Consider the following 18,031-nt stretch of genomic DNA (forward strand, 5'->3'; position numbering starts at 1 on the left):
CGCCCCACTAGTTGCCCAGGGGCGCCGCGATCGCTTCGTTGCTCGCCGCTTCAGTTCCAGCAGCTTCAGTTCTTGGCGTGAACAGATAGCCGCCGGAGCGCACCGTCTTGATGATGGTCGGATCGGCCGGATTGGGTTCGATCTTGCGGCGGATGCGGCTGACCAGCACGTCGATGGAACGCTCGAACGAGCCGGTGTTGCGGCCCTGCGTCAGGTCGAGCAGGCTGTCGCGCGACAGCACGCGGCCGGGCCGCTCGCAGAACGTGCGCAAGAGATCGAACTCGGCGCTGGTCACCGCGACGCGGGCGCCTTCCGGATTGCGCAGCTCGCGCAGGCGCAAATCGATGCGCCAGCCTTCGAAGGCGAGCGTGGAGGCCCCCTCGATCGAGCTCGCCGCCTGAGCGGCGGCCTGCCGGCGCAGCACCGCGTTGATGCGCGCGAGCAGCTCGCGCGGGTTGAAGGGCTTCGACAGATAATCGTCCGCGCCCATCTCGAGGCCAACGATGCGATCGACGTCCTCGCCCCGCGCGGTCAGCATGATGATCGGCGTCTGCCCCTCCGACCGCACCTTGCGGCACAGGCTGAGGCCGTCCTCGCCGGGCAGCATGACGTCGAGGATGATGAGGTCGACGCGATGATCGGCCATCGCGCGCGACATCTCGCGGCCGTCGCTCACGGCAGTGACGTTGCAGGCGTTGTTGCGCAGGTACTTCGCGATCAACGTCCGGGTTTCGCGGTCGTCCTCGACGACCAGGATGTTGGGATTGGGAATGGCCATGCGCTTTGTTTGTCCAAGATTCGGGCCAAATGGCGAAGATTTTTGTTTCGGATTGTTTCCATGGTCCACGCCGCAACACCGGGACACGACCTGGTCGTGGAGCGGCAAGGTCTCGTTAAGCCCGTTAACCATACCGTGACGGCGTTTGCTACGAAACCCCGCAAAACCCACGGAGCCATGATGACCTCGATTTCGGCGGCCTCCGCCGGTAACTACCAGTCGCCGCTGCAGCGACTGCAGCAGGAACTGCAATCGGAAGTTTCCGCCGGCACGGTTTCGTCGTCGGACCAGTCGGCGCTCTCGACGGCGCTGACCGACATCGACACGGCCTTGCAGTCGAGCCGGTCCAGCGATCAGTCGAGCGGCACGCCTCCCTCCAAGGACGAGCTTCAGTCGAAGATCGACGACCTCATCTCCAACGAGGTGTCGAACGGGACGCTGACCTCGGACCAGGCCGACGAGCTCAAGAACGTGTTTCAGTCCGCCTTCGCGAGCGGTCCCGGCGGCGCAGGCGGGCCGCCGCCCGGTCCGCCTCCGGATGACAGCTCTTCGGATTCGTCGTCGACGGATTCGACCAGCAGCACGTCGACCGACTCCACCACGGCGGAAATTCTCCAACAGTTCCTCCAGGCGCTGCAGCAGTCGCAATCGTCATCGTCGTCCTATGGCGCCAGCGGCAGCTCATCCGGCAGCTCGGATTTCTCGGCGCTTCTGATCGATTACAAGAGCTGACCTGAGCGACGCGGGTCGGCGCGTTCCTCGCCGCGGTCGGGCTTCACCCAGGGCGCACGGTCGTCGGCGGGGAACGGTGCGCTGCAAATGTTCCTTAGTGATTCTGGAACAATCGCACGCGTTCACTCGCGCGCATCGCGCGACGAAATTGCAGCACGCAAGGAACTGCGAGTGATCAGCGCTGTTTTCTCCGTATCAGTTTTTTGCTGAAGGAGAGAACAATATGTTGATGAAATCGATCGCGGCCGGCCTCGCCGGAACCGCACTGCTCGCAACCGTTGCGTTCGCACAGAATCCGACCGCGACCACTGACAAGGCTCCGGCTGCCGTCGCCACGACGACGACCACGAGCGCGTCCGGGCAGTGGCGTACGTCCAAGATGGACGGCGTCAAGGTCTACAACGAGGCCAACGAGAACATCGGCTCGATCAACGACCTGCTGATGGACAAGAGCGGCGCCATCAAGATCGCAGTCATCGGCGTCGGCGGCTTCCTCGGCATGGGCGAGCATCTGGTTGCCGTGCCCTACGACAAGCTGAAGTTCGTCAATGAGGCCGTGGCCTATACCGGCGCGGCCGGCGCAAATCCGAACGCCAAGCCGGCCACCACCACGACCACGGGTGCTGCGACCGGCACCGAAAAGACCACGACCACGACCACGACGACGACGGCCTCGTCGAAGTGGTATCCGGACCACGCCGTGTTCAACGCGACCAAGGACGAGCTGAAGAACATGCCCGAGTTCAAGTACTCGGAGTAATGCGGCTCTGACTGGCTAAACGAAGCGCGCCCGGTCTTGCCGGGCGCGCTGTCGTGTTTTTTCGTCTCCCGTCATCGCGGAGCACTTGCGACGAAGCAATCCGAAGCGGATGGATTTCTGGATTGCTTCGCTTCCGCCTTCGCTCTTCGAGCTACGGCGGACAAGTCGCTCGCAATGAAGGAGGATGCTGGTTCAGTGCGTCACCAGCGGGCAGCCGCCCTTGTCGAGCGGACGGAACGCCTCGTCGCCGGGCACGGTGGCGATCAGCTTGTAGAGGTCCCACTCGCCCTTGGATTCCTCGGGCTTCTTCACCTCGAACAGATACATGTCGTGGACCATGCGGCCGTCGATGCGGATCTTGCCGTTCCTGGCGAAGAAGTCGTTGACCGGCGTGGCGCGCATCTTTTCCATCACCTTCGGCGCCTCGTCGGTCTTGATGGCCTCGATCGCCTTCAGATAGTGCATGGTCGCCGAATAGAGGCCGGCCTGGATCATGGTCGGCATGTGACCGACCTTCTCGTTGAAGCGCTTGGAGAAGGCGCGCGTCTCCTCGTTCATGTCCCAGTAGAAGGCGTCGGTGATGATCAGGCCTTGCGTCGCCTTGATGCCGAGCGAATGAACGTCGGTGATCTCCATGAGCAGCGCGATCATCTTCTGGCCGCCTTGCACGAGACCGAACTCGGCCGCCTGCTTCAGCGCATTCGTGGTGTCGCCGCCGGCATCGGCCAGCGCGACCACCTTGGCCTTGGAGGCCTGGGCCTGGAGCAGGAAGGAGGAGAAGTCCGAGGAATTGAGCGGATGACGGACCTCGCCGAGCACCTTGCCGCCGCTCTCCGTGACGACGTTGGCGGCGTCGCGCTGCAGCGCCATGCCGAAGGCGTAGTCGGCGGTGATGAAGAACCAGCTGTCCTCGCCGCGTTTCACCATCGCCTTGCCGGCGACGTTCGACAGCGCATAGGTGTCGTAGGTCCAGTGCACCGTGTTGGGCGAGCAGGCGACGCCTGTGATGTCGGACGAACCGCCGCCGGAATTGATGTTGATCTTGTTCTTCTCGCGCGTCAGCGCCGAGATCGGCAGCGCCACCGACGAGGTCGGCACGTCGAAGATCGCATCGACCTTGTCGTTGTCGTACCAGTTGCGGGCGATGTTGACGCCGACATCGGGCTTGTTCTGGTGATCGGCGGCGACCACTGCGACAGGCTTGCCGGCGACCTTGCCGCCGTAATCGGCGACGGCCATCTCGACGGCGGCCAGCGAGCCTTTGCCGGTCGCGTCGGCATAGAGGCTCGACATGTCCGTGAGCACGCCGATCTTGACGACGTCGTCGGAAATCTGCGCCTGCGCGGCGCCTGACGTGGCGGCGAGCGCGAGACCGGCCGCGACGGCGGCGATGAGTTTTTGCATGGTTTTTCTCCCCGTGTGTTGTTGTTTGGGTTTTGTTGCGGGGACTGTTCTAGCGACAAACGGTCGCGGCAGCTAAGCCAAAGATGCGTGAGGGGGTGGACAAATAAGCAGGGGGCGACGGTGTTCTAGCCCTCTCCCCTTGTGGGAGAGGGTGGCTCGCCGCATAGCGGCGAGACGGGTGAGGGGTTCTTGCCGCATGCAACCATCTTGCATTCGTACTTGCGGAGGCAACCCCTCATCCGGCGCTTCGCGCCACCTTCTCCCACAAGGGGAGAAGGAAGAAGAAAAAGTGCGCCGCCGGTCAGGCGCTGCTGCCCTTGAGCCGTTCGTTGCGTCGGCGCAAGCCTTCCAGGGTGGCCAGGAGGATGACTGACACCGTCGTCAGGATCACCGCTGCCGCCGTGATGGTCGGGCTGATGTTCTCGCGGATGCCGCTGAACATCTCGCGCGGCAGGGTGCGCTGCTCGGGACCTGCCATGAACAGCACGATCACGACCTCATCGAAGCTGGTCGCGAAGGCGAACAGCGCACCTGATGCCAGGCCCGGCAGGATCAGCGGCAGGATCACGCGGCGGAACGCGTCAAGCGGCGAGGCGCCGAGCGAGGCGGCGGCGCGCGCCAGATTGGTGTCGAAGCTTTGCAGCGTCGCGCCGACCGTGATCACCACAAAGGGCGTCGCCAGCGCGGTGTGGGCCAGGATCAAGCCGAGGTAACTGCCGGTCAGTCCGATCGGCGCGAAGAAGAAATACAGGCCGACCGCGGTGATGACGCCCGGCACGACCACCGGCGACAGCACGAAAGCGAGCACGAGCGGTTTGAGCCGGCTCTTCCATTGCGCCAGCCCCAGTGCGGCCAGCGTGCCGAGCACCATCGACAGCAGGGTCGAGGCGACGCCGATGATCATGCTGTTCTTCAGCGAATTCATCCAGCGCGGCGAATTGATGAAGTCGCCGTACCAGCGCAAGGAAAGGCCGGGCAGCGGATAGGTCAAATAGGAGCCTGAGCTGAAGGACAGAGGCATGATCGCCAGGATTGGCGTGATCAGGAAGATGAACACCAGCGTGGAGACAACGATCGTCGCGGTCCACGCGATGCGCTGGCTGGGTGTGCGGAGGGAAGGAGCTTCGCTCAATTCTTCATGCCTCCGGTGACCTGCTGGCCCTGCACCAGCTTTCCGTAGACGAGAGCGAGCAGAACGGTGGCCAGCAGCAGCACAGCACCCAGCGCCGAAGCGAGGCCCCAATTGGCCGTCTCGGTGGTGTAGAGCGCGATGAAATAGCTGATCATCTGATCGGCGGCGCCTCCGACGAGCGCCGGCGTGATGTAATAGCCGAGCGCCAGGATGAAGACGAGCAGGCTTCCGGCGCCGATACCGGGCAGCGTCTGGGGCACGTAGATCCGCAGGAAGGCGGCGAGCGGCGGCGCACCGAGCGAGGCGGCGGCACGCATGTAGGCGGGCGAGATCGCCTTCATGCTGCTGTACAGCGGCAGGATCATGAATGGCAGGAGAACGTGGGTCATGGCCACACAGACACCGAAGCGGTTGTAGATCAGGCGCAACGGCTCGTCGATGATGCCAAGCCAGTGCAGGCTGTCGTTCACGACGCCTTTGCTCTGCAACAAGACGATCCAGGCGCATGTGCGGACCAGAAGCGACGTCCAGAAAGGAAGCAGCACGCAGATCATCAGCAGGTTGGACCGGCCCGGCGGCAATGTCGCCAGCAGGTAGGCGACCGGGAAGCCAAGGATCAGGCAGAGCACCGTGACACTGAGGCTGATGAGGAAGGTGCGGGCGAAAACGCTGCGGTAGATGGCCTGATCCGGCGGGGCTGCGGCGATCGCGCCGTCCACGTTCCGCGTCAGGTCGAGCGCTGCCAGAAGGTAGAAGCCGGTCACGGGGCCACTGGCGTCCTTGATCGTCGTCCAGGTGGAGCGTTCGCGCCAGGCCGGGTTGATCTTGCCCAGCGTCTCCCTGGCGGTGCCGGGCTCCGGCACCGCCTTCAAATTGCGTGCGGTGCTGATGAGGATCGTGCGAAAGCCGTTCAGTGCGTAATTGAGCCGCTTGGCCGCGATGGCGATGGTGCCGGACGCGCGCGCCGCCAGGATGTCGCCTGCCAGCGCTGCGTAGGCCTTTTCGTCCGGCAGGTCCTTGCCGTCCCAACTGGCGAGAGCCGCGACGGTTTGAGGCAGAGCCTGACGCACCTCGCGGTCATCGACGGCGCGCCACAGCATGCCGGCGATCGGGCCCGCGAAGGTGAAGAGCAGGAAGACGAGAAGCGGCAGCACCAGCGCCAATGCCTTGACCTGGCGTGTCCGCTCTGCACGCCTCAATCGGCGCTTGAGCGGCACCTCGGTCGACGAACTGGCGCCGGCTAGAGACATTCCTGTCATGGAGTGAGCCCTTCGGAGCGGCCCGAGCAAGCGCCTCGTCCTTCGAGACGACCGCATCGCGGTCTCCTCAGGATCAGGCTCTTCGACGATGGTGCCCGTAGAGTCACTGCCGCAAACTCAGACCTCATCCTGAGGGCCCGCCGTAGGCGGGCGTCTCGAAGGATGCGCCGCAGGCGTGCTATCTGCCACGTCTTTGCCTCAGCGCCCATTTCGGCCGCGCGCTATTTCGCGGCCCATTTATTGAAGCGCTCGGTCAGGCGGTCGATGTTCTCGAGCCAGAAGGCAACGTTGATCTCGACCGCGTTCTTGATGTTGTCAGGCGCTGTCGGCAGGTCCTTCAGCACGGCGGGCTGCAGCTTGGCGGCGGCGTCCTTGTTCGAGGTCCCGTAGGCAATGTTCTCCGACAGCTTCGACTGGTTCTCGGCCTTGCCGGCGAAGTCCAGGAACTTGTAGGCCGCGTCCTTGTTCGGGCTGCCCTTCAGGATGACCCAGCTGTCGAGGGTGAAGAGCGCTCCGTCCCACACCATGCCAAAGTTCTTCTTCTCGTTCTTGTTCGCGGTATCGATGCGGCCATTGTAGACCGAGGTCATCGCCACCTCGCCGGAGGCGAGCAATTGCGGCGGCTGCGCGCCGGCCTTCCACCAGACGATGTCGCTCTTGATGGTGTCCAGCTTCTTGAAAGCGCGCTCGATGCCCTCGTCGGTCGCCAGCACCTTGTAGACGTCCTTCGGTGCGACGCCGTCGGCCATGAGGGCGATCTCGAGCGTGGTCTTCGGGCCCTGACGCAGGGCGCGCTTGCCCGGAAACTTCTTGGTGTCGAAGAAGTCGGCCCAGCCTTTGGGGGCGTCCTTCAGCTTGTCCTTGTCGTAGCCGAGCACGAAATCGTACAGGATGGCGCCGACACCGCACGGATTGACCGACGGCTGTATGTAAGCGGCCTCGCCGCCGATCTTGGAATAGTCCAGCTTCTCGAACAGGCCTTCCTCGCAGCCGACCGCGAGTTCGTCGCTCTCGACCTGGACGACGTCCCAGGTGGCGGCGCCGCCCTGGACCTTGGCGCGCAGCACGCCGACGCCGCCGTCCCAGGACTCGTCGTTCATGGCAATGCCGGCCGCCTTCTTGAACGGCTCGAAATAGACCTTCTTCTGGGCGTCCTGATACGCGCCGCCCCATGACACGACGGTGAGGTCACGCGCCTGCGCGACTGTCGCCAGCCCGGCGCTGGCAGTGAGTGCCGCGGCGAAACCCAGAGCAATCTTGCCAATCTTGCGCTTCAGCATGGTCCTTGTTCCTTCTTCATCTGCGTTACGTTGAGGTTGATCGGTGCGAGTGCCGCTTGCGTTGGGATCAGACGGGATCGAGGGCGAGGCAATCCTCGGGGCGGAAGGTGATGAACACGCTTTCGCCGTGTCGCAGCCTATCATGCGCCCCCGGCTGAAGCTTGACCATGAACTCGGCGTTGCCGGCGACATCGAGCACGGCCAGCGCGTGGTCGCCGAGGTAGATGGTGTTCTGCACCTTGGCCGGCAGCCGGTTCGGTCCGTCGCTGGAGGTGCTGTCGGGGATAATGGCGATCCGCTCCGGCCGCACCGACAACGCGGTCGATGCGCCTGCGCCTGATACGTTGACCGCACGGGCCATGACGGAGCCGCCGGCCGCCAGCGCGACGCGGCAATAGTCCTTCTCGATCGTCTCCACGGTGCCGGCCAGCACATTGTTCTCGCCGACGAAGTTGGCGACGAAGCTGTTGACCGGATGCTCATACAGCGCATCGGGCCTGTCGATCTGCTGCACGATGCCGTCGTTGAACACGGCGATACGGTCCGACATGGTGAGCGCTTCGCTCTGGTCGTGGGTGACGTAGACGACGGTGATGCCCATCGTCTCGTGCAGTTGCTTGATCTCCAGCTGCATCTGCTCGCGCAGGCGCTTGTCCAGGGCGCCCAGGGGCTCGTCCATCAGCACGAGTTGCGGGTTGAAGACCAGCGCGCGGGCCAGCGCCACGCGCTGCTGCTGGCCGCCGGACAGTTGCCCGGGCCGCCGCTGCGCCAGGGTTTCCATCTTGATCATCCGTAGCGCTGCCTTGACGCGCGCTTGCGTTTCCGCCTTGTTGACCTTGCGCACGGACAGCGGAAAGGCGACGTTCTCCTCGATCGTCAGGTGCGGAAACAGGGCGTAGTTCTGGAACACCATGCCGATGTCGCGCTTGTGCGGCGGCACGTTCTTGATCGGCCGCTCGGCGAGGTAGATCTCGCCATGCGTCGGAACCTCGAAGCCAGCCAGCATCATCAGCGTGGTCGTCTTGCCCGAGCCCGACGGGCCAAGCAGGGTCACGAACTCGCCCTTCCTGATGTCGAGATCGAGGTTCTTCACCACGAGATGCTCGCCATCATAGGTCTTCTGAATGCCGGAAAAGCGCACCAGTGCCGGTGCTGGCGTGACCATACCGGCTTCCATATTTTCCTCGCGTTGTCAGCTACAGTGCTGTCGGGACCTCGTCCGAGGTTGCGAAGAACAGCTTAGCAGCCTCCGACAAGAATGCCAGCGGCGGAAGCGATTTGCGCGGGCCCGGTGGGTGAAAGCGCGCTACATTCCCGACAGCTTGCTCACGGACACGTTCAGCGAGCCGCCGGCTTCGGCGACGATGCGCAGCGTCTTGGAATCGAAGGCGATGTCGGCCAGCGTCAGGCTGTCGATCTTCGCCTCGACCTTGAGGCCGTCCTCGTTCCTCTGGTAGTCGGCGATCGCGGCGGCAATCTTCTCGCGGGCGTTGGCGGCGATCGGCTTCAGATCGAGCGTCGCCTTCTGCACCAGCGCTTGCTGCATCTGCGGCACCACCGCGCGTGCGGCGGCGCCCAGCAGGCCGAAGGCCGCCTCGGATTCCACCGCGAGCTGGATGTCGGCGAGGCGCAGCGTCTGCTGTGCCTGGTCCAGCATCGGCCGGCCCCAGATGTGCACATTTGCTTCGGCGCCGAGACCGAGCCAGCTCTTCTTCTCCTTGGCGCGCACCAGCAGCGAGATCAGAAGGCGCTCGCCCGACGGGACCACGTTGACGCTCTTGACGGTGACGTCCACCGGGCCGGAGCCGTCCTCGGGATAGGTGTGGCCGACCATCTGCGCCGCGATCAGCTTGTTGATCTCGGTGAAGGGCACGTCGATCGGCACGCCGATGTTCACGCCGGTGCCGGTCGGCGGCACGATCGAGATCTTGTCGGGAAACGGGCAGTCCGGCTTGGTCGGCGTCGACGTGACCCGCGTCTCGGCCTCGAGGCCCAACAGCAGCGTCACCGCCTGCGCGTCGACGCGCGGCTGCGCCGCGATGGCGCGGATCGGCTTCATCTCCAGCCAGAGCGGCGGCAGCGCGGCCGAGGAACCTTGCAGCGGAATCGAGCGGCAGGCCTTGGCCCATTGCAGCTTCGCATTCTCGCGCAACGAAGGATCGTTGCGGATGCGCTCGGAAACAATATTGATCTGCTCGCCGACGTTCTTGTCGATCAGCGGCTTGACCTGCGCCGGCACGTTGACCTTGGCGCCGGCGACGTTGAGGTTGGTGTCGCCGAGATTGACCTGGGCGCCGAGATTGGGCTCGAGATGCCAGTTGGCCGCGAGCTTCGGCCGCGAGGTGACGACGACGTTGCCCCTGATCTCGGCGCTGGCGTTCAGGTTCTTGATGTTGACCGCGCCGATCTGTTTGGCGGCATTGCCGCCGAGCACGCTGCCGAGCGCCTCGCCGAGGGCGCCGGTCGCTTTCGACGACAGCGAGCCCGTCACGTTCAGCTTGCCCGTGAGCGGCGTCGACAGCGTCAGCACGTCCTTGTCGCCGGCCGCCGACATCGGTCCGCGCGCCGCCGTCCAGCCGATGTCGGCATCCTGCAGGATCTGCGAGATCGGGTTCTCGGCCTTGCCGGCGAAATTGCGCGGCGAAGCCTTCTCGGCCTGCTCGCGGATCGCCGACAGCGCGATCGCGACCGGCGCCACCACGATCGAGCTCTTCGAGACCGGCGGCAGCGGCGGCAGTTGCGCGACCGGCGGCGCGGAATTCGTCGCTCGCGGCGACAACCAGTCCATCGCCTTCAGGCTGATGAAAAACGACGCCGCGAGCACCGCGACGCCGATCAGGATAGTCTTCAGGTTCAACGTCAGACGCATCTTACCCCCAAGCCGCCCAACGGGGATTTTACAGGGCAGGCGAGCAGGGCGCTAGAGCGCACCGATGGGGTGGAATTGGGGCGAATGGGTTAACGGCGGCGAACGCGCCGTTGCCGTGCATTCAGGCCATCATCGCGCCTAAAGCTGTTGTTTGAGCATGATCTTTTCGGAAAACCGCTTCGCACTTTTCCGGATCATGCTCTATGTGCGCTTGGGACGGCGGACCGCTCTCACCTTGCCGGCGCTTCCCCCACCGCAGAAGAAGCGGTCGCCGCCGTCGGATTCCAACCCTGAAACCATCGTGCCGGCGGGCAGGTCGAGCTGCTCCAGCACCTTGCCGTTCTCGGGGTCGATCCGCCTCACGTCACTCTCTTCGCCCTCCCAGGTGCCGTGCCAGAGCTCGCCGTCCACCCAGGTCACCCCGGTGACGAAGCGCTTGCTTTCGATGGTGCGGAGAATCTTTCCCGACTGGGGATCGACCTGATGGATCTTGCGCTCGCGATATTGACCGACCCAGAGCGAGCCCTCGGCCCAGGCCAGTCCGGAATCGCCACCGCCGCCGGGCGCCGGGATGGTAGCAAGCACCTTGCCGCTCGCCGCGTCGATCTTCTGGATTCGGTCCTCGGCGATCTGGAACAGGTGCCGGCCGTCGAACGCCGTTCCCGCATGCGCGGCGACATCGATCGAGCGCGCAATCTTGCCGTCGGCCGGATCGACCGCATTCAACCTGTCGCCGGACGCGAACCACATATGGCTCCCGTCATAGGTGACGCCGTGCACGGCTTCGACGCCCGCAAAGGGCCCGTATTCCCTGACGATCTCGGCTGCTGAACGCTTCATGTTGCTCGATCCCTGTGAGACGATCCCACCTTACGTCTTCAGGAGCGGGCCGGGGAGTAACAAGCCTGTCGGGAAACCCGGGACGGGTGGGGTCATCCAGCGTCTTGCCCGGCCATGGCCGAAGCACTGCACTTTGTGCGACCGCGCCAGCTCTTCGAGAGACCTCTGCACGGTGCGCGCGCTCGTTCCCAGCGCGAGCGCGAGCGCCGAGCTAGACCAGGGTTCGCCATCGGAGAGGAAGGCGAGCACCGCGGCGTGCTTTTCCTCGACGGGCCGCGCCAGCACGAGGACGTCTCTTGTCCTGCGCGGTGTCAGCGCAAAGCCCTGCCTGGTCGCGCTGACATCGGCGAGAGGCTTGAGCTTGGTGCGGAGCCGCCCGATCTCGACCCGCAGGCGCGCGCGATGCGATTCATCGACGTGCCTCGCCTGAAACGCCCCTGTGATCAACGCCTCCCGGGAGACATCCGCGGGCCAAGCCTGCGCGAGGATGCGGGCGAGCGCGAACAGTACCGGCCGCCTTCCGAGCGCCACCACGGTGCCTCGCCGGCGCACCGAGTGATGGAACGTGTCCACCAGCAGCGCCTGCGATGTCGCGAGTTCCTCGACCTCCTCGAGCCGTAACGGCCGCTCGTGCCCGCGCGTGATCAGCCGCGCTGCCGGCGTATCGAGCACGCGGTTCGTGCTTTCGACCTCGGCCGCGAGCGCAGGGATGCCGGCCTGCTGTGCTGCGCGATAGGCGCGCTCGAGCGCCGTGCGCGCATCCTTCGTTCGCAGGCGCCTGATTGCGATGCCCGCGACGACGAGCTCACGGGCGACCTGGGAGGCAGGTGGGAGCGATGCGGTACCGAGCACCGCCAGCGTGCGCTCGGCCTCGTCGAGGCGTCCGAGAAGGAGAAGACGGCGCGCCTCGATGTGGCCCGCATGGGCGGCGTTGGCGAGATCGCCGTGCCGTTCGAGCGTGGCTCGCGCAGCCGCGAGCGTGTTCGCCGGCCAGTTCAGGTCGCGCGAGACGAGCGCGATCTCGGCCTCCGCCACGACGCACCTTGCGCGCGCGACCGCCTCTCTTGGACCGAAGGCGCGTGCGGCGCTCCGCAGCAGCGTCTTCGCCTTTGCGAGATCGCCGAGCTGCGCCATCGCGATGCCGCGCAGCGCCAGCGACGGTGCATCGTTGCGCAGCGCAACGCGGTTCAGCGCGCCGAGCGGATCGCCGGCTTCGAGCGCGCGCGCCGCGGCCGTGATCAGCGACTCCATTCAAATCCCGCCACACTTGTTACTCCCACCGCGCAACCGTCCGATGCCACAAATCGTTGACCGCCGGCAACATGCGGTAAGGGGCGAGCGGTTCCGCGTCTGTCATAGCGACCCGCGGAGAGCCCGCCCAGACAAGAGATTTGGCAAGAGGTTTGGAGAGCCATGATGACATCAGCAGAAAAAGCAGGAACGAACGGACAGACCGCCATGCAGACACCGCCGGTGGTGTCGCCGCAGGACTGGGAGGCAGCCCGCCAGCAACTGCTCGTGAAGGAAAAGGCGCATACCCGTGCCCGCGACGCCCTGGCCGCCGAGCGCCGGCGCATGCCGTGGATGGAAGTGGCCAAAACCTATGCGTTCGAGGGGCCCGGCGGCAAGGTCAGTCTGCACGACCTGTTCCAGGGCCGCCGGCAGTTGATCGTCTACCGCGCCTTCTTCGAGCCTGGTGTGTTCGGCTGGCCCGATCATGCCTGCCGCGGCTGCTCCATGGTGGCCGACCAGGTCGCTCATGTTTCGCATCTGAACGCCCGCGACACCACGCTGGTCTTCGCCTCGCGCGCGCCGCAGGCCGACATCATCAGGCTGAAGAAGCGGATGGGCTGGACCATGCCCTGGGTCACCGTCACCGACAGTTTTGACGTCGATTTCGGCGTCGACGAATGGCACGGGACCAACGTGTTCTACCGCGACGGGAATCGCATCTTCCGCACCTATTTCGTCAAGAGCCGCGGCGACGAGCAGATGGGCGGTACCTGGAATTATCTCGACATCACGCCGCTCGGCCGCCAGGAGGTCTGGGAGGATTCACCGAAGGGCTATCCGCAGACGCCGACCTACAAATGGTGGAACTGGCACGACACCTACGCGGAAGGCGCCGCGCCCGACAAGAAATGGGTCGAGATCTCGGACGCCGGCGAAAAGGCCTTTCGCGAGGAGGCGGCGGAAGGACGTGACTAGTCCCCTCAGCGCGGCTGGCAACGCCAGCCGCGACGGCGCCATCGCCGCGCGGCGCCTCGCCAGATGGCTGGGCCTCGCCGCCACGCCGACTTTCGCAATCATGGCCGCGCTGACGACCATGATTGGCGGCTCCGCCGACATGCTCTGCTCCGCCGGACATGGCTCTTTGCTGGGCGGGATGGTGCCGATGTATCTCCTGATGAGCGCGTTTCACTCGGCGGCGTGGCTGAAGCTGATCGCGGAGCGGCGGGGTGGAGGTGGGAGGTGAGGTGCGAAGTCCCACATTGCCCCCGCCGCAACCGCATCGTAACGACGCGCCAGGGCCGTTACTGCGAACTCACCGCCTGCAAATATGCAATCACCTTCGCAGCCTCGTCGGCCGAGACGCCGCCGTAGGGCTGCATCTTGTTGCCCGACACGACCTCGTCCGGCCTGAGCATGAAGCGGGTGAGCTTGTCCTGGTCCCAGACGAAGCCGGCTTCTTTCATGGACTGGGAGTAGTTGTAGTTCGGCAGCGAGCCTGCCTTGCGGCCGACGATCTTGCTGAGATTGGGACCAAGGCGATTGTCGCCTTCCTTGACCGAGTGGCAGGTGCGACAGGAATTGTTGAAGGCCTGCTGGGCTGCGTCGGCGCTCGCCGGCTGCTGCGCGAGCGAGAAGGGCGTGGACAGGAGCAGCGCCAGTATTCCGGCGCAGGCGATGGCGTGTAGCCATGGGCGTGGCAACGTTTGCATCTGCGCCTCCATGAGAAATTGCGCTCGTGCTCTCGGGGGCGAAGTCGGCCGGAGAGCTCCATGCAAACGAAAACGGCCCCGGTGGGTTCCGGGGCCGTTTGCGTCACAATGTCCTGTCGCTTACCGCAGCGTGCGGCCAAGCTCGGCGCGCCGCTCCGTCATCGGCAGCACGATCACCTTGGTGCCGACGTTGACGCGGGAGTAGAGGTCGCTCACGTCTTCATTGGTCAGGCGGATGCAGCCGGAGGAGACGTGCTTGCCGATCGTGTCGGGAGCGTTGGTGCCGTGGATGCGGTAGATGGTGCCGCCGAGATACATGGCGCGGGCCCCTAACGGGTTGCCGGGGCCGCCGGCCATGTGGCGCGGCAGATAGGGCTGGCGGGCGATCATCTCCGGCGGCGGGGTCCAGTCCGGCCACTCGGCCTTCTTGGTCACCGACTGGATGCCGGACCAGGTGAAGCCGTCGCGCCCGACGCCGATGCCGTAGCGCACCGCCTGGCCGTTACCGAGCACATAATAGAGATAGGTATTGGGCGTATCGATGATGATGGTGCCCGGCGCCTCGCGCGTCGCGTAGGCGACGGTCTGGCGGCGGAAGCGGGCCGGCATCACGGCCGGGTCCTCGTCTTCGGACGGCGCGGTCTGGTACGGCGTCGCCTGATAAGGCTGGTAAGGCTGCGGCGCGGTCATCGTCGGCAGCGGCTGGAAGAATGGAAACAGTTGCACGGGCGCGGCCTTGGCCGGGCCGGCAAATGCGATCGCGGCAACAGCCACTGCGCCCAAAGCAACGGCGCGCGAATACGTCTTGAACGTGTCCAGATTGAACATGTGATCGCCCCTGTTTGCTCGGTGTTTTTGTCCACCGCGGCACCATTGCGGTGCTCCGTTGGGTCAATCACTACCGGCAATAGGTTTCGGGACGTTTGCGCGGAAAACCGAAAACGGTTTCATCGCGGCAAGGATTGTTTCATGACAGTTTCGTGGCCGCGTCGCCCCGTTAACGAACAAAACAGCGGGCCGACACTTATGTGACGTCACACGCCTGAAATATCCGTGGTTGATGGTCGTAAGCCGAGAATCATCAAACTCTCGGGATTTTCCGATGCGGGTATTAATCGCGACTGACGCCTGGCATCCGCAGGTCAACGGTGTGGTCCGGACGCTGACCTCGCTGGCGAACGCGGCCAAGGCCCTCGATGTCGAGATCGACTTTCTGACGCCGGACGGCTTTCCGTCCTGGCCGCTGCCGACCTATCCGGGCCTGCGCATCGCGCTGCCGAGCCGCAAGGAGATCGCGCGGCGGATCGAGAAGGCGGCGCCGGAAGCCCTGCACATCGCGACCGAAGGCCCGATCGGCTGGGCCGCGCGCGCCTATTGCCGCCGCAACCGGCTCGCCTTCACCACCTCCTACACGACGCGCTTTCCGGAATACGTCTCGGTGCGGACCGGCATCCCCGATGCCGTCGGCTATGCCGTGCTGCGGCACTTCCACGATGCCGCCGCGATGACCATGGTGGCGACACCTTCGCTGCGGCAGGAGCTCTCCGAGCGCGGCTTCAAGCGGCTGGGATTCTGGACGCGCGGCGTCAACACCGAGCTGTTCCATCCTGATTCCCCGGCCAGGCTCGATCTGCCGGGACCGATCTTCATGACCATGGGCCGCGTCGCGGTGGAGAAGAATCTCGAAGCGTTCCTGTCGCTCGATCTGCCCGGCACCAAGGTCGTCGTCGGCGACGGCCCGCAGAAGGCGGCGCTCGAAAGGAAGTATCCGGACGTCGTCTTCCTCGGCGAGAAGAAGGGCGCGGATCTCACCGCGCATCTCGCCGCCGCCGACGTGTTCGTGTTCCCGAGCCTGACCGACACGTTCGGCGTGGTGCAGCTCGAAGCGCTGGCCTGCGGCACGCCGGTTGCGGCGTTTCCGGTCACGGGTCCAAAGGACGTCATCGCCGATCACCCGATCGGCGCGATCGACCATGATCTGCGTACTGCGTGCCTGCGTGCACTGACCATGTCGCGCGAGACTTGCCGCAACTTCGCGCTGGAGCGCTCCTGGGAGAACAGCGCGCGCCAGTTCGTCGGCAACCTCACCTCACTTCAGCCCAGCCGCATCCTGCGCGCCTCGCCGGTCATGGCGCGGCGGCCCGTGCGCGGCTGATCCTCACGTCCTGACCCAAAGCGAGAACCACACCGATGTCCAAGATCATGAACCTTGACGGCACCCAGCAGCTTGACCTCACCCGTGGCACGGTCGAGCAGGCCTATGACCGCTGGGCGCCCGTCTACGACCTCGTGTTCGGAGGCGTGTTCGCCAAGGGCCGGCAGGCGGCGATCGCGGCCACAAACAAGATCGGCGGCCGCGTGCTCGAAGTTGGCGTCGGCACCGGCATCTCGCTGCCGCTCTATGCGCCGCACCTGCGCATCTTCGGTACCGACATTTCGGAAGCGATGCTCGACAAGGCGCGCCAGCGCGTCACCGAGGGCAATCTGAAGAACGTCGAGGGTCTCGCGGTGATGGACGCCGAGAAGCTCGAATTCCCCGACAATTCCTTCGACGTCGTGATGGCGCAATACGTCGTCACCGCCGTGCCGAATCCGGAAGTCGCGCTGGACGAATTCGCCCGCGTGCTGCGCCCGGGCGGCGAGCTGATCATCCTCACCCGCGTCAGTGCCGATACCGGCATGCGCCGCTTCATCGAGCAGAAGCTGCAGCCGGTGGTTCGTCCGCTCGGCTTCCGCACCGCCGAGTTCGCCTGGTCGCGCTACGCCAAGTGGCTGTCCGGGGCCAAAGGCATCGAGCTTGCCGAACGCCGCCTGATTCCGCCGCTCGGTCATTTCTCGCTGGTGCGCTTCCGCAAGATCGACGTCGCCAAGGCAGCGTAACTGCTGCTCCTCATGGTGAAGAGGCGCGGTAAGCGCCGTCTCGAACCATGAAGGCCCGTGCAGATGCACCTCGGCCTTCATCTTCGAGACGCGCGTTCCGCGCTCCTCAGGATGAAAGGATAAAGAGTACCCCGTGCGTCACCGCGCCGCTGCACATCGTCATATGACAAAATGATGATGTCACACGGCCTACATCGAATCCCTGTAAATCCTGAACCCGAAAGCATTTTGGGGGAGAGCATGATCAAGAATTATCTGGAGCAGCTGCGGATCCAGCGCTGGGACGACCATCGCTACTATCACCACAGCCGCATCAATCAGAGCCTGCACTTCGTCAGCGCGCTGAGCTTCCTGTTTGCCTATGTCTGGCTGTTCGTCGATCCCATGATCTCCGCGCTGGTCGGCTGGCTGGTCTCGATGACCTCGCGCCAAGCCGGCCACTTCTTCTTCGAGCCGCACGATTACGACCACATCAATCAGGCCACCCACGAGTACAAGGAAGACATCAAGGTCGGCTACAACCTTCAGCGCAAGGTGGTGCTGATGGCGATCTGGGCAGCATCCCCGCTGGTGCTGTTCGCCGATCCGACTGTGTTCGGCCTGTTCACGCCCTGGGCAAGCGCGACCGACTTCATGCGTCAGGTTGCCAAGATCTGGCTCGTGATCGGCGGCGGTGGTCTGCTGTTCCGCACCGTGCACCTGTTCTTCATCCGCGACGTCGAGACCGGCCTCGTCTGGATGACCAAGATCCTGACCGACCCCTTCCACGATCTGATGCTCTATCGCAATGCGCCGCTGGCGCTGATGCGCGGCGAATTGATGGATCCCGGCCTGCACCTCAATCCCGAGCACACGCTGGGCCTGATCGGCGAGCCCGCGCTCGAAGAGCAGCACGCCTGAACGCGCTGCGCACACAAGACACTCCGATGTCTGATGGTTGCGTCATGCCCGGCCTCGTGCCGGGCATCCACGTCTTGGGGATATCTTTAAAGTGACTCAGTGGAGCCGCGCGCTCTCTTCACCTCGCCCCGCCTGCGGGGAGAGGTCGGATTTGCGCATAGCGCAAAGCCCGGTGAGGGGGAGTCTCCGCGGGGGCGCTGCTAGCGGATCGTGCGCCAACGCTCACCGTGCGCGCGGAGAGTCCCCCTCACCCCA

The 18,031-nt window shown here is 64.8% G+C and carries 18 protein-coding genes; 7 read left to right on the forward strand and 11 right to left on the reverse strand.

The annotated features are described in order from the left end of the window. Positions 1 to 7: 7 nt before the first annotated feature. The gene (locus tag JQ572_RS19575) at positions 8 to 778 is read right to left on the reverse strand and encodes a response regulator (protein ID WP_211384452.1); all 771 of its coding nucleotides are present in this window, start codon (positions 776 to 778) and stop codon (positions 8 to 10) included. 180 nt (positions 779 to 958) lie between these two features. Here JQ572_RS19575 and JQ572_RS19580 point away from each other — a divergent pair, with 180 nt between their 5' ends. Together JQ572_RS19580 and JQ572_RS19585 are read left to right on the forward strand one after the other, a co-directional pair. Beyond that, positions 959 to 1,510 (forward strand): hypothetical protein, encoded by a 552-nt coding sequence (locus tag JQ572_RS19580; RefSeq protein ID WP_211384453.1) that lies wholly within the window; start codon positions 959 to 961, stop codon positions 1,508 to 1,510. A gap of 223 nt (positions 1,511 to 1,733) precedes the next feature. Then, positions 1,734 to 2,270, forward strand: coding sequence for a PRC-barrel domain-containing protein (locus tag JQ572_RS19585; protein ID WP_211384454.1), 537 nt, complete (start codon positions 1,734 to 1,736; stop codon positions 2,268 to 2,270). 192 nt (positions 2,271 to 2,462) lie between these two features. On the opposite strand, the gene JQ572_RS19590 is transcribed toward JQ572_RS19585, so the two are convergent. From JQ572_RS19590 to JQ572_RS19625, 8 genes are all read right to left on the reverse strand, one after another. Next, entirely contained in the window at positions 2,463 to 3,674 is a 1,212-nt protein-coding gene (locus JQ572_RS19590) for an ABC transporter substrate-binding protein (RefSeq protein WP_211384455.1), read from the reverse strand. A gap of 301 nt (positions 3,675 to 3,975) precedes the next feature. Then, positions 3,976 to 4,806, reverse strand: a complete 831-nt coding sequence (locus tag JQ572_RS19595) for an ABC transporter permease (RefSeq protein ID WP_211384456.1) — start codon at positions 4,804 to 4,806, stop codon at positions 3,976 to 3,978. After that, a complete protein-coding gene (locus JQ572_RS19600) occupies positions 4,803 to 6,065 on the reverse strand; it encodes an ABC transporter permease (protein WP_433996201.1) in 1,263 nt (420 codons plus the stop codon). The genes JQ572_RS19595 and JQ572_RS19600 overlap by 4 nt, the downstream gene beginning before the upstream one ends. A gap of 221 nt (positions 6,066 to 6,286) precedes the next feature. After that, positions 6,287 to 7,345: an ABC transporter substrate-binding protein gene (locus JQ572_RS19605; protein ID WP_211384457.1), complete on the reverse strand. Its 1,059-nt coding sequence runs from the start codon at positions 7,343 to 7,345 to the stop codon at positions 6,287 to 6,289. A 67-nt stretch (positions 7,346 to 7,412) separates the two neighbouring features. Then, the gene (locus JQ572_RS19610; RefSeq protein ID WP_211384458.1) at positions 7,413 to 8,522 is read right to left on the reverse strand and encodes an ABC transporter ATP-binding protein; all 1,110 of its coding nucleotides are present in this window, start codon (positions 8,520 to 8,522) and stop codon (positions 7,413 to 7,415) included. A 129-nt stretch (positions 8,523 to 8,651) separates the two neighbouring features. Next, positions 8,652 to 10,214, reverse strand: coding sequence for a DUF4403 family protein (locus tag JQ572_RS19615; RefSeq protein ID WP_211384459.1), 1,563 nt, complete (start codon positions 10,212 to 10,214; stop codon positions 8,652 to 8,654). Positions 10,215 to 10,415: 201 nt separating this feature from the next. After that, positions 10,416 to 11,054, reverse strand: coding sequence for a Vgb family protein (locus tag JQ572_RS19620; RefSeq protein ID WP_211384460.1), 639 nt, complete (start codon positions 11,052 to 11,054; stop codon positions 10,416 to 10,418). A 30-nt stretch (positions 11,055 to 11,084) separates the two neighbouring features. Beyond that, positions 11,085 to 12,305 (reverse strand): helix-turn-helix domain-containing protein, encoded by a 1,221-nt coding sequence (locus tag JQ572_RS19625; protein ID WP_211384461.1) that lies wholly within the window; start codon positions 12,303 to 12,305, stop codon positions 11,085 to 11,087. 162 nt (positions 12,306 to 12,467) lie between these two features. Here JQ572_RS19625 and JQ572_RS19630 point away from each other — a divergent pair, with 162 nt between their 5' ends. Both JQ572_RS19630 and JQ572_RS19635 read left to right on the forward strand, forming a co-directional pair. Then, positions 12,468 to 13,262, forward strand: a complete 795-nt coding sequence (locus tag JQ572_RS19630; RefSeq protein ID WP_211384462.1) for a DUF899 domain-containing protein — start codon at positions 12,468 to 12,470, stop codon at positions 13,260 to 13,262. Next, positions 13,255 to 13,530: a hypothetical protein gene (locus JQ572_RS19635; RefSeq protein WP_211384463.1), complete on the forward strand. Its 276-nt coding sequence runs from the start codon at positions 13,255 to 13,257 to the stop codon at positions 13,528 to 13,530. Before JQ572_RS19630 ends, JQ572_RS19635 begins: the two co-directional genes overlap by 8 nt. A gap of 58 nt (positions 13,531 to 13,588) precedes the next feature. On the opposite strand, the gene JQ572_RS19640 is transcribed toward JQ572_RS19635, so the two are convergent. After that, complete coding sequence (locus JQ572_RS19640) at positions 13,589 to 14,008, reverse strand: c-type cytochrome (protein ID WP_211384464.1); 420 nt, start codon at positions 14,006 to 14,008, stop codon at positions 13,589 to 13,591. Positions 14,009 to 14,116: 108 nt separating this feature from the next. Beyond that, a complete protein-coding gene (locus JQ572_RS19645) occupies positions 14,117 to 14,824 on the reverse strand; it encodes a L,D-transpeptidase (protein WP_211384465.1) in 708 nt (235 codons plus the stop codon). A 274-nt stretch (positions 14,825 to 15,098) separates the two neighbouring features. On the opposite strand from JQ572_RS19645, the gene JQ572_RS19650 reads away from it, so the two are divergent. The 3 genes from JQ572_RS19650 to JQ572_RS19660 all read left to right on the forward strand — a co-directional run bounded on the left by JQ572_RS19650 (position 15,099) and on the right by JQ572_RS19660 (position 17,776). Beyond that, complete coding sequence (locus tag JQ572_RS19650; protein WP_211384466.1) at positions 15,099 to 16,151, forward strand: glycosyltransferase family 4 protein; 1,053 nt, start codon at positions 15,099 to 15,101, stop codon at positions 16,149 to 16,151. 35 nt (positions 16,152 to 16,186) lie between these two features. Then, on the forward strand, positions 16,187 to 16,876 hold the full coding sequence (locus JQ572_RS19655; protein WP_211384467.1) for a class I SAM-dependent methyltransferase: 690 nt from the start codon (positions 16,187 to 16,189) through the stop codon (positions 16,874 to 16,876). A gap of 240 nt (positions 16,877 to 17,116) precedes the next feature. Then, positions 17,117 to 17,776 (forward strand): hypothetical protein, encoded by a 660-nt coding sequence (locus tag JQ572_RS19660; protein WP_211384468.1) that lies wholly within the window; start codon positions 17,117 to 17,119, stop codon positions 17,774 to 17,776. The last annotated feature ends 255 nt before the right edge of the window (positions 17,777 to 18,031 follow it).

This window comes from Bradyrhizobium sp. SZCCT0153 (assembly GCF_018129995.1).
Taxonomy (GTDB): domain Bacteria; phylum Pseudomonadota; class Alphaproteobacteria; order Rhizobiales; family Xanthobacteraceae; genus Bradyrhizobium; species Bradyrhizobium japonicum_G.

Bases quoted from the DNA above. Each gene is read 5' to 3' on its own strand.
- JQ572_RS19575 (WP_211384452.1), bottom strand. From the start codon at position 778: ATGGCCATTCCCAATCCCAACATCCTGGTCGTCGAGGACGACCGCGAA.
- JQ572_RS19580 (WP_211384453.1), top strand. From the start codon at position 959: ATGACCTCGATTTCGGCGGCCTCCGCCGGTAACTACCAGTCGCCGCTG.
- JQ572_RS19585 (WP_211384454.1), top strand. From the start codon at position 1,734: ATGTTGATGAAATCGATCGCGGCCGGCCTCGCCGGAACCGCACTGCTC.
- JQ572_RS19590 (WP_211384455.1), bottom strand. From the start codon at position 3,674: ATGCAAAAACTCATCGCCGCCGTCGCGGCCGGTCTCGCGCTCGCCGCC.
- JQ572_RS19600 (WP_433996201.1), bottom strand. From the start codon at position 6,065: ATGACAGGAATGTCTCTAGCCGGCGCCAGTTCGTCGACCGAGGTGCCG.
- JQ572_RS19605 (WP_211384457.1), bottom strand. From the start codon at position 7,345: ATGCTGAAGCGCAAGATTGGCAAGATTGCTCTGGGTTTCGCCGCGGCA.
- JQ572_RS19610 (WP_211384458.1), bottom strand. From the start codon at position 8,522: ATGGAAGCCGGTATGGTCACGCCAGCACCGGCACTGGTGCGCTTTTCC.
- JQ572_RS19615 (WP_211384459.1), bottom strand. From the start codon at position 10,214: ATGCGTCTGACGTTGAACCTGAAGACTATCCTGATCGGCGTCGCGGTG.
- JQ572_RS19620 (WP_211384460.1), bottom strand. From the start codon at position 11,054: ATGAAGCGTTCAGCAGCCGAGATCGTCAGGGAATACGGGCCCTTTGCG.
- JQ572_RS19625 (WP_211384461.1), bottom strand. From the start codon at position 12,305: ATGGAGTCGCTGATCACGGCCGCGGCGCGCGCGCTCGAAGCCGGCGAT.
- JQ572_RS19630 (WP_211384462.1), top strand. From the start codon at position 12,468: ATGATGACATCAGCAGAAAAAGCAGGAACGAACGGACAGACCGCCATG.
- JQ572_RS19640 (WP_211384464.1), bottom strand. From the start codon at position 14,008: ATGGAGGCGCAGATGCAAACGTTGCCACGCCCATGGCTACACGCCATC.
- JQ572_RS19645 (WP_211384465.1), bottom strand. From the start codon at position 14,824: ATGTTCAATCTGGACACGTTCAAGACGTATTCGCGCGCCGTTGCTTTG.
- JQ572_RS19650 (WP_211384466.1), top strand. From the start codon at position 15,099: ATGCGGGTATTAATCGCGACTGACGCCTGGCATCCGCAGGTCAACGGT.
- JQ572_RS19655 (WP_211384467.1), top strand. From the start codon at position 16,187: ATGTCCAAGATCATGAACCTTGACGGCACCCAGCAGCTTGACCTCACC.
- JQ572_RS19660 (WP_211384468.1), top strand. From the start codon at position 17,117: ATGATCAAGAATTATCTGGAGCAGCTGCGGATCCAGCGCTGGGACGAC.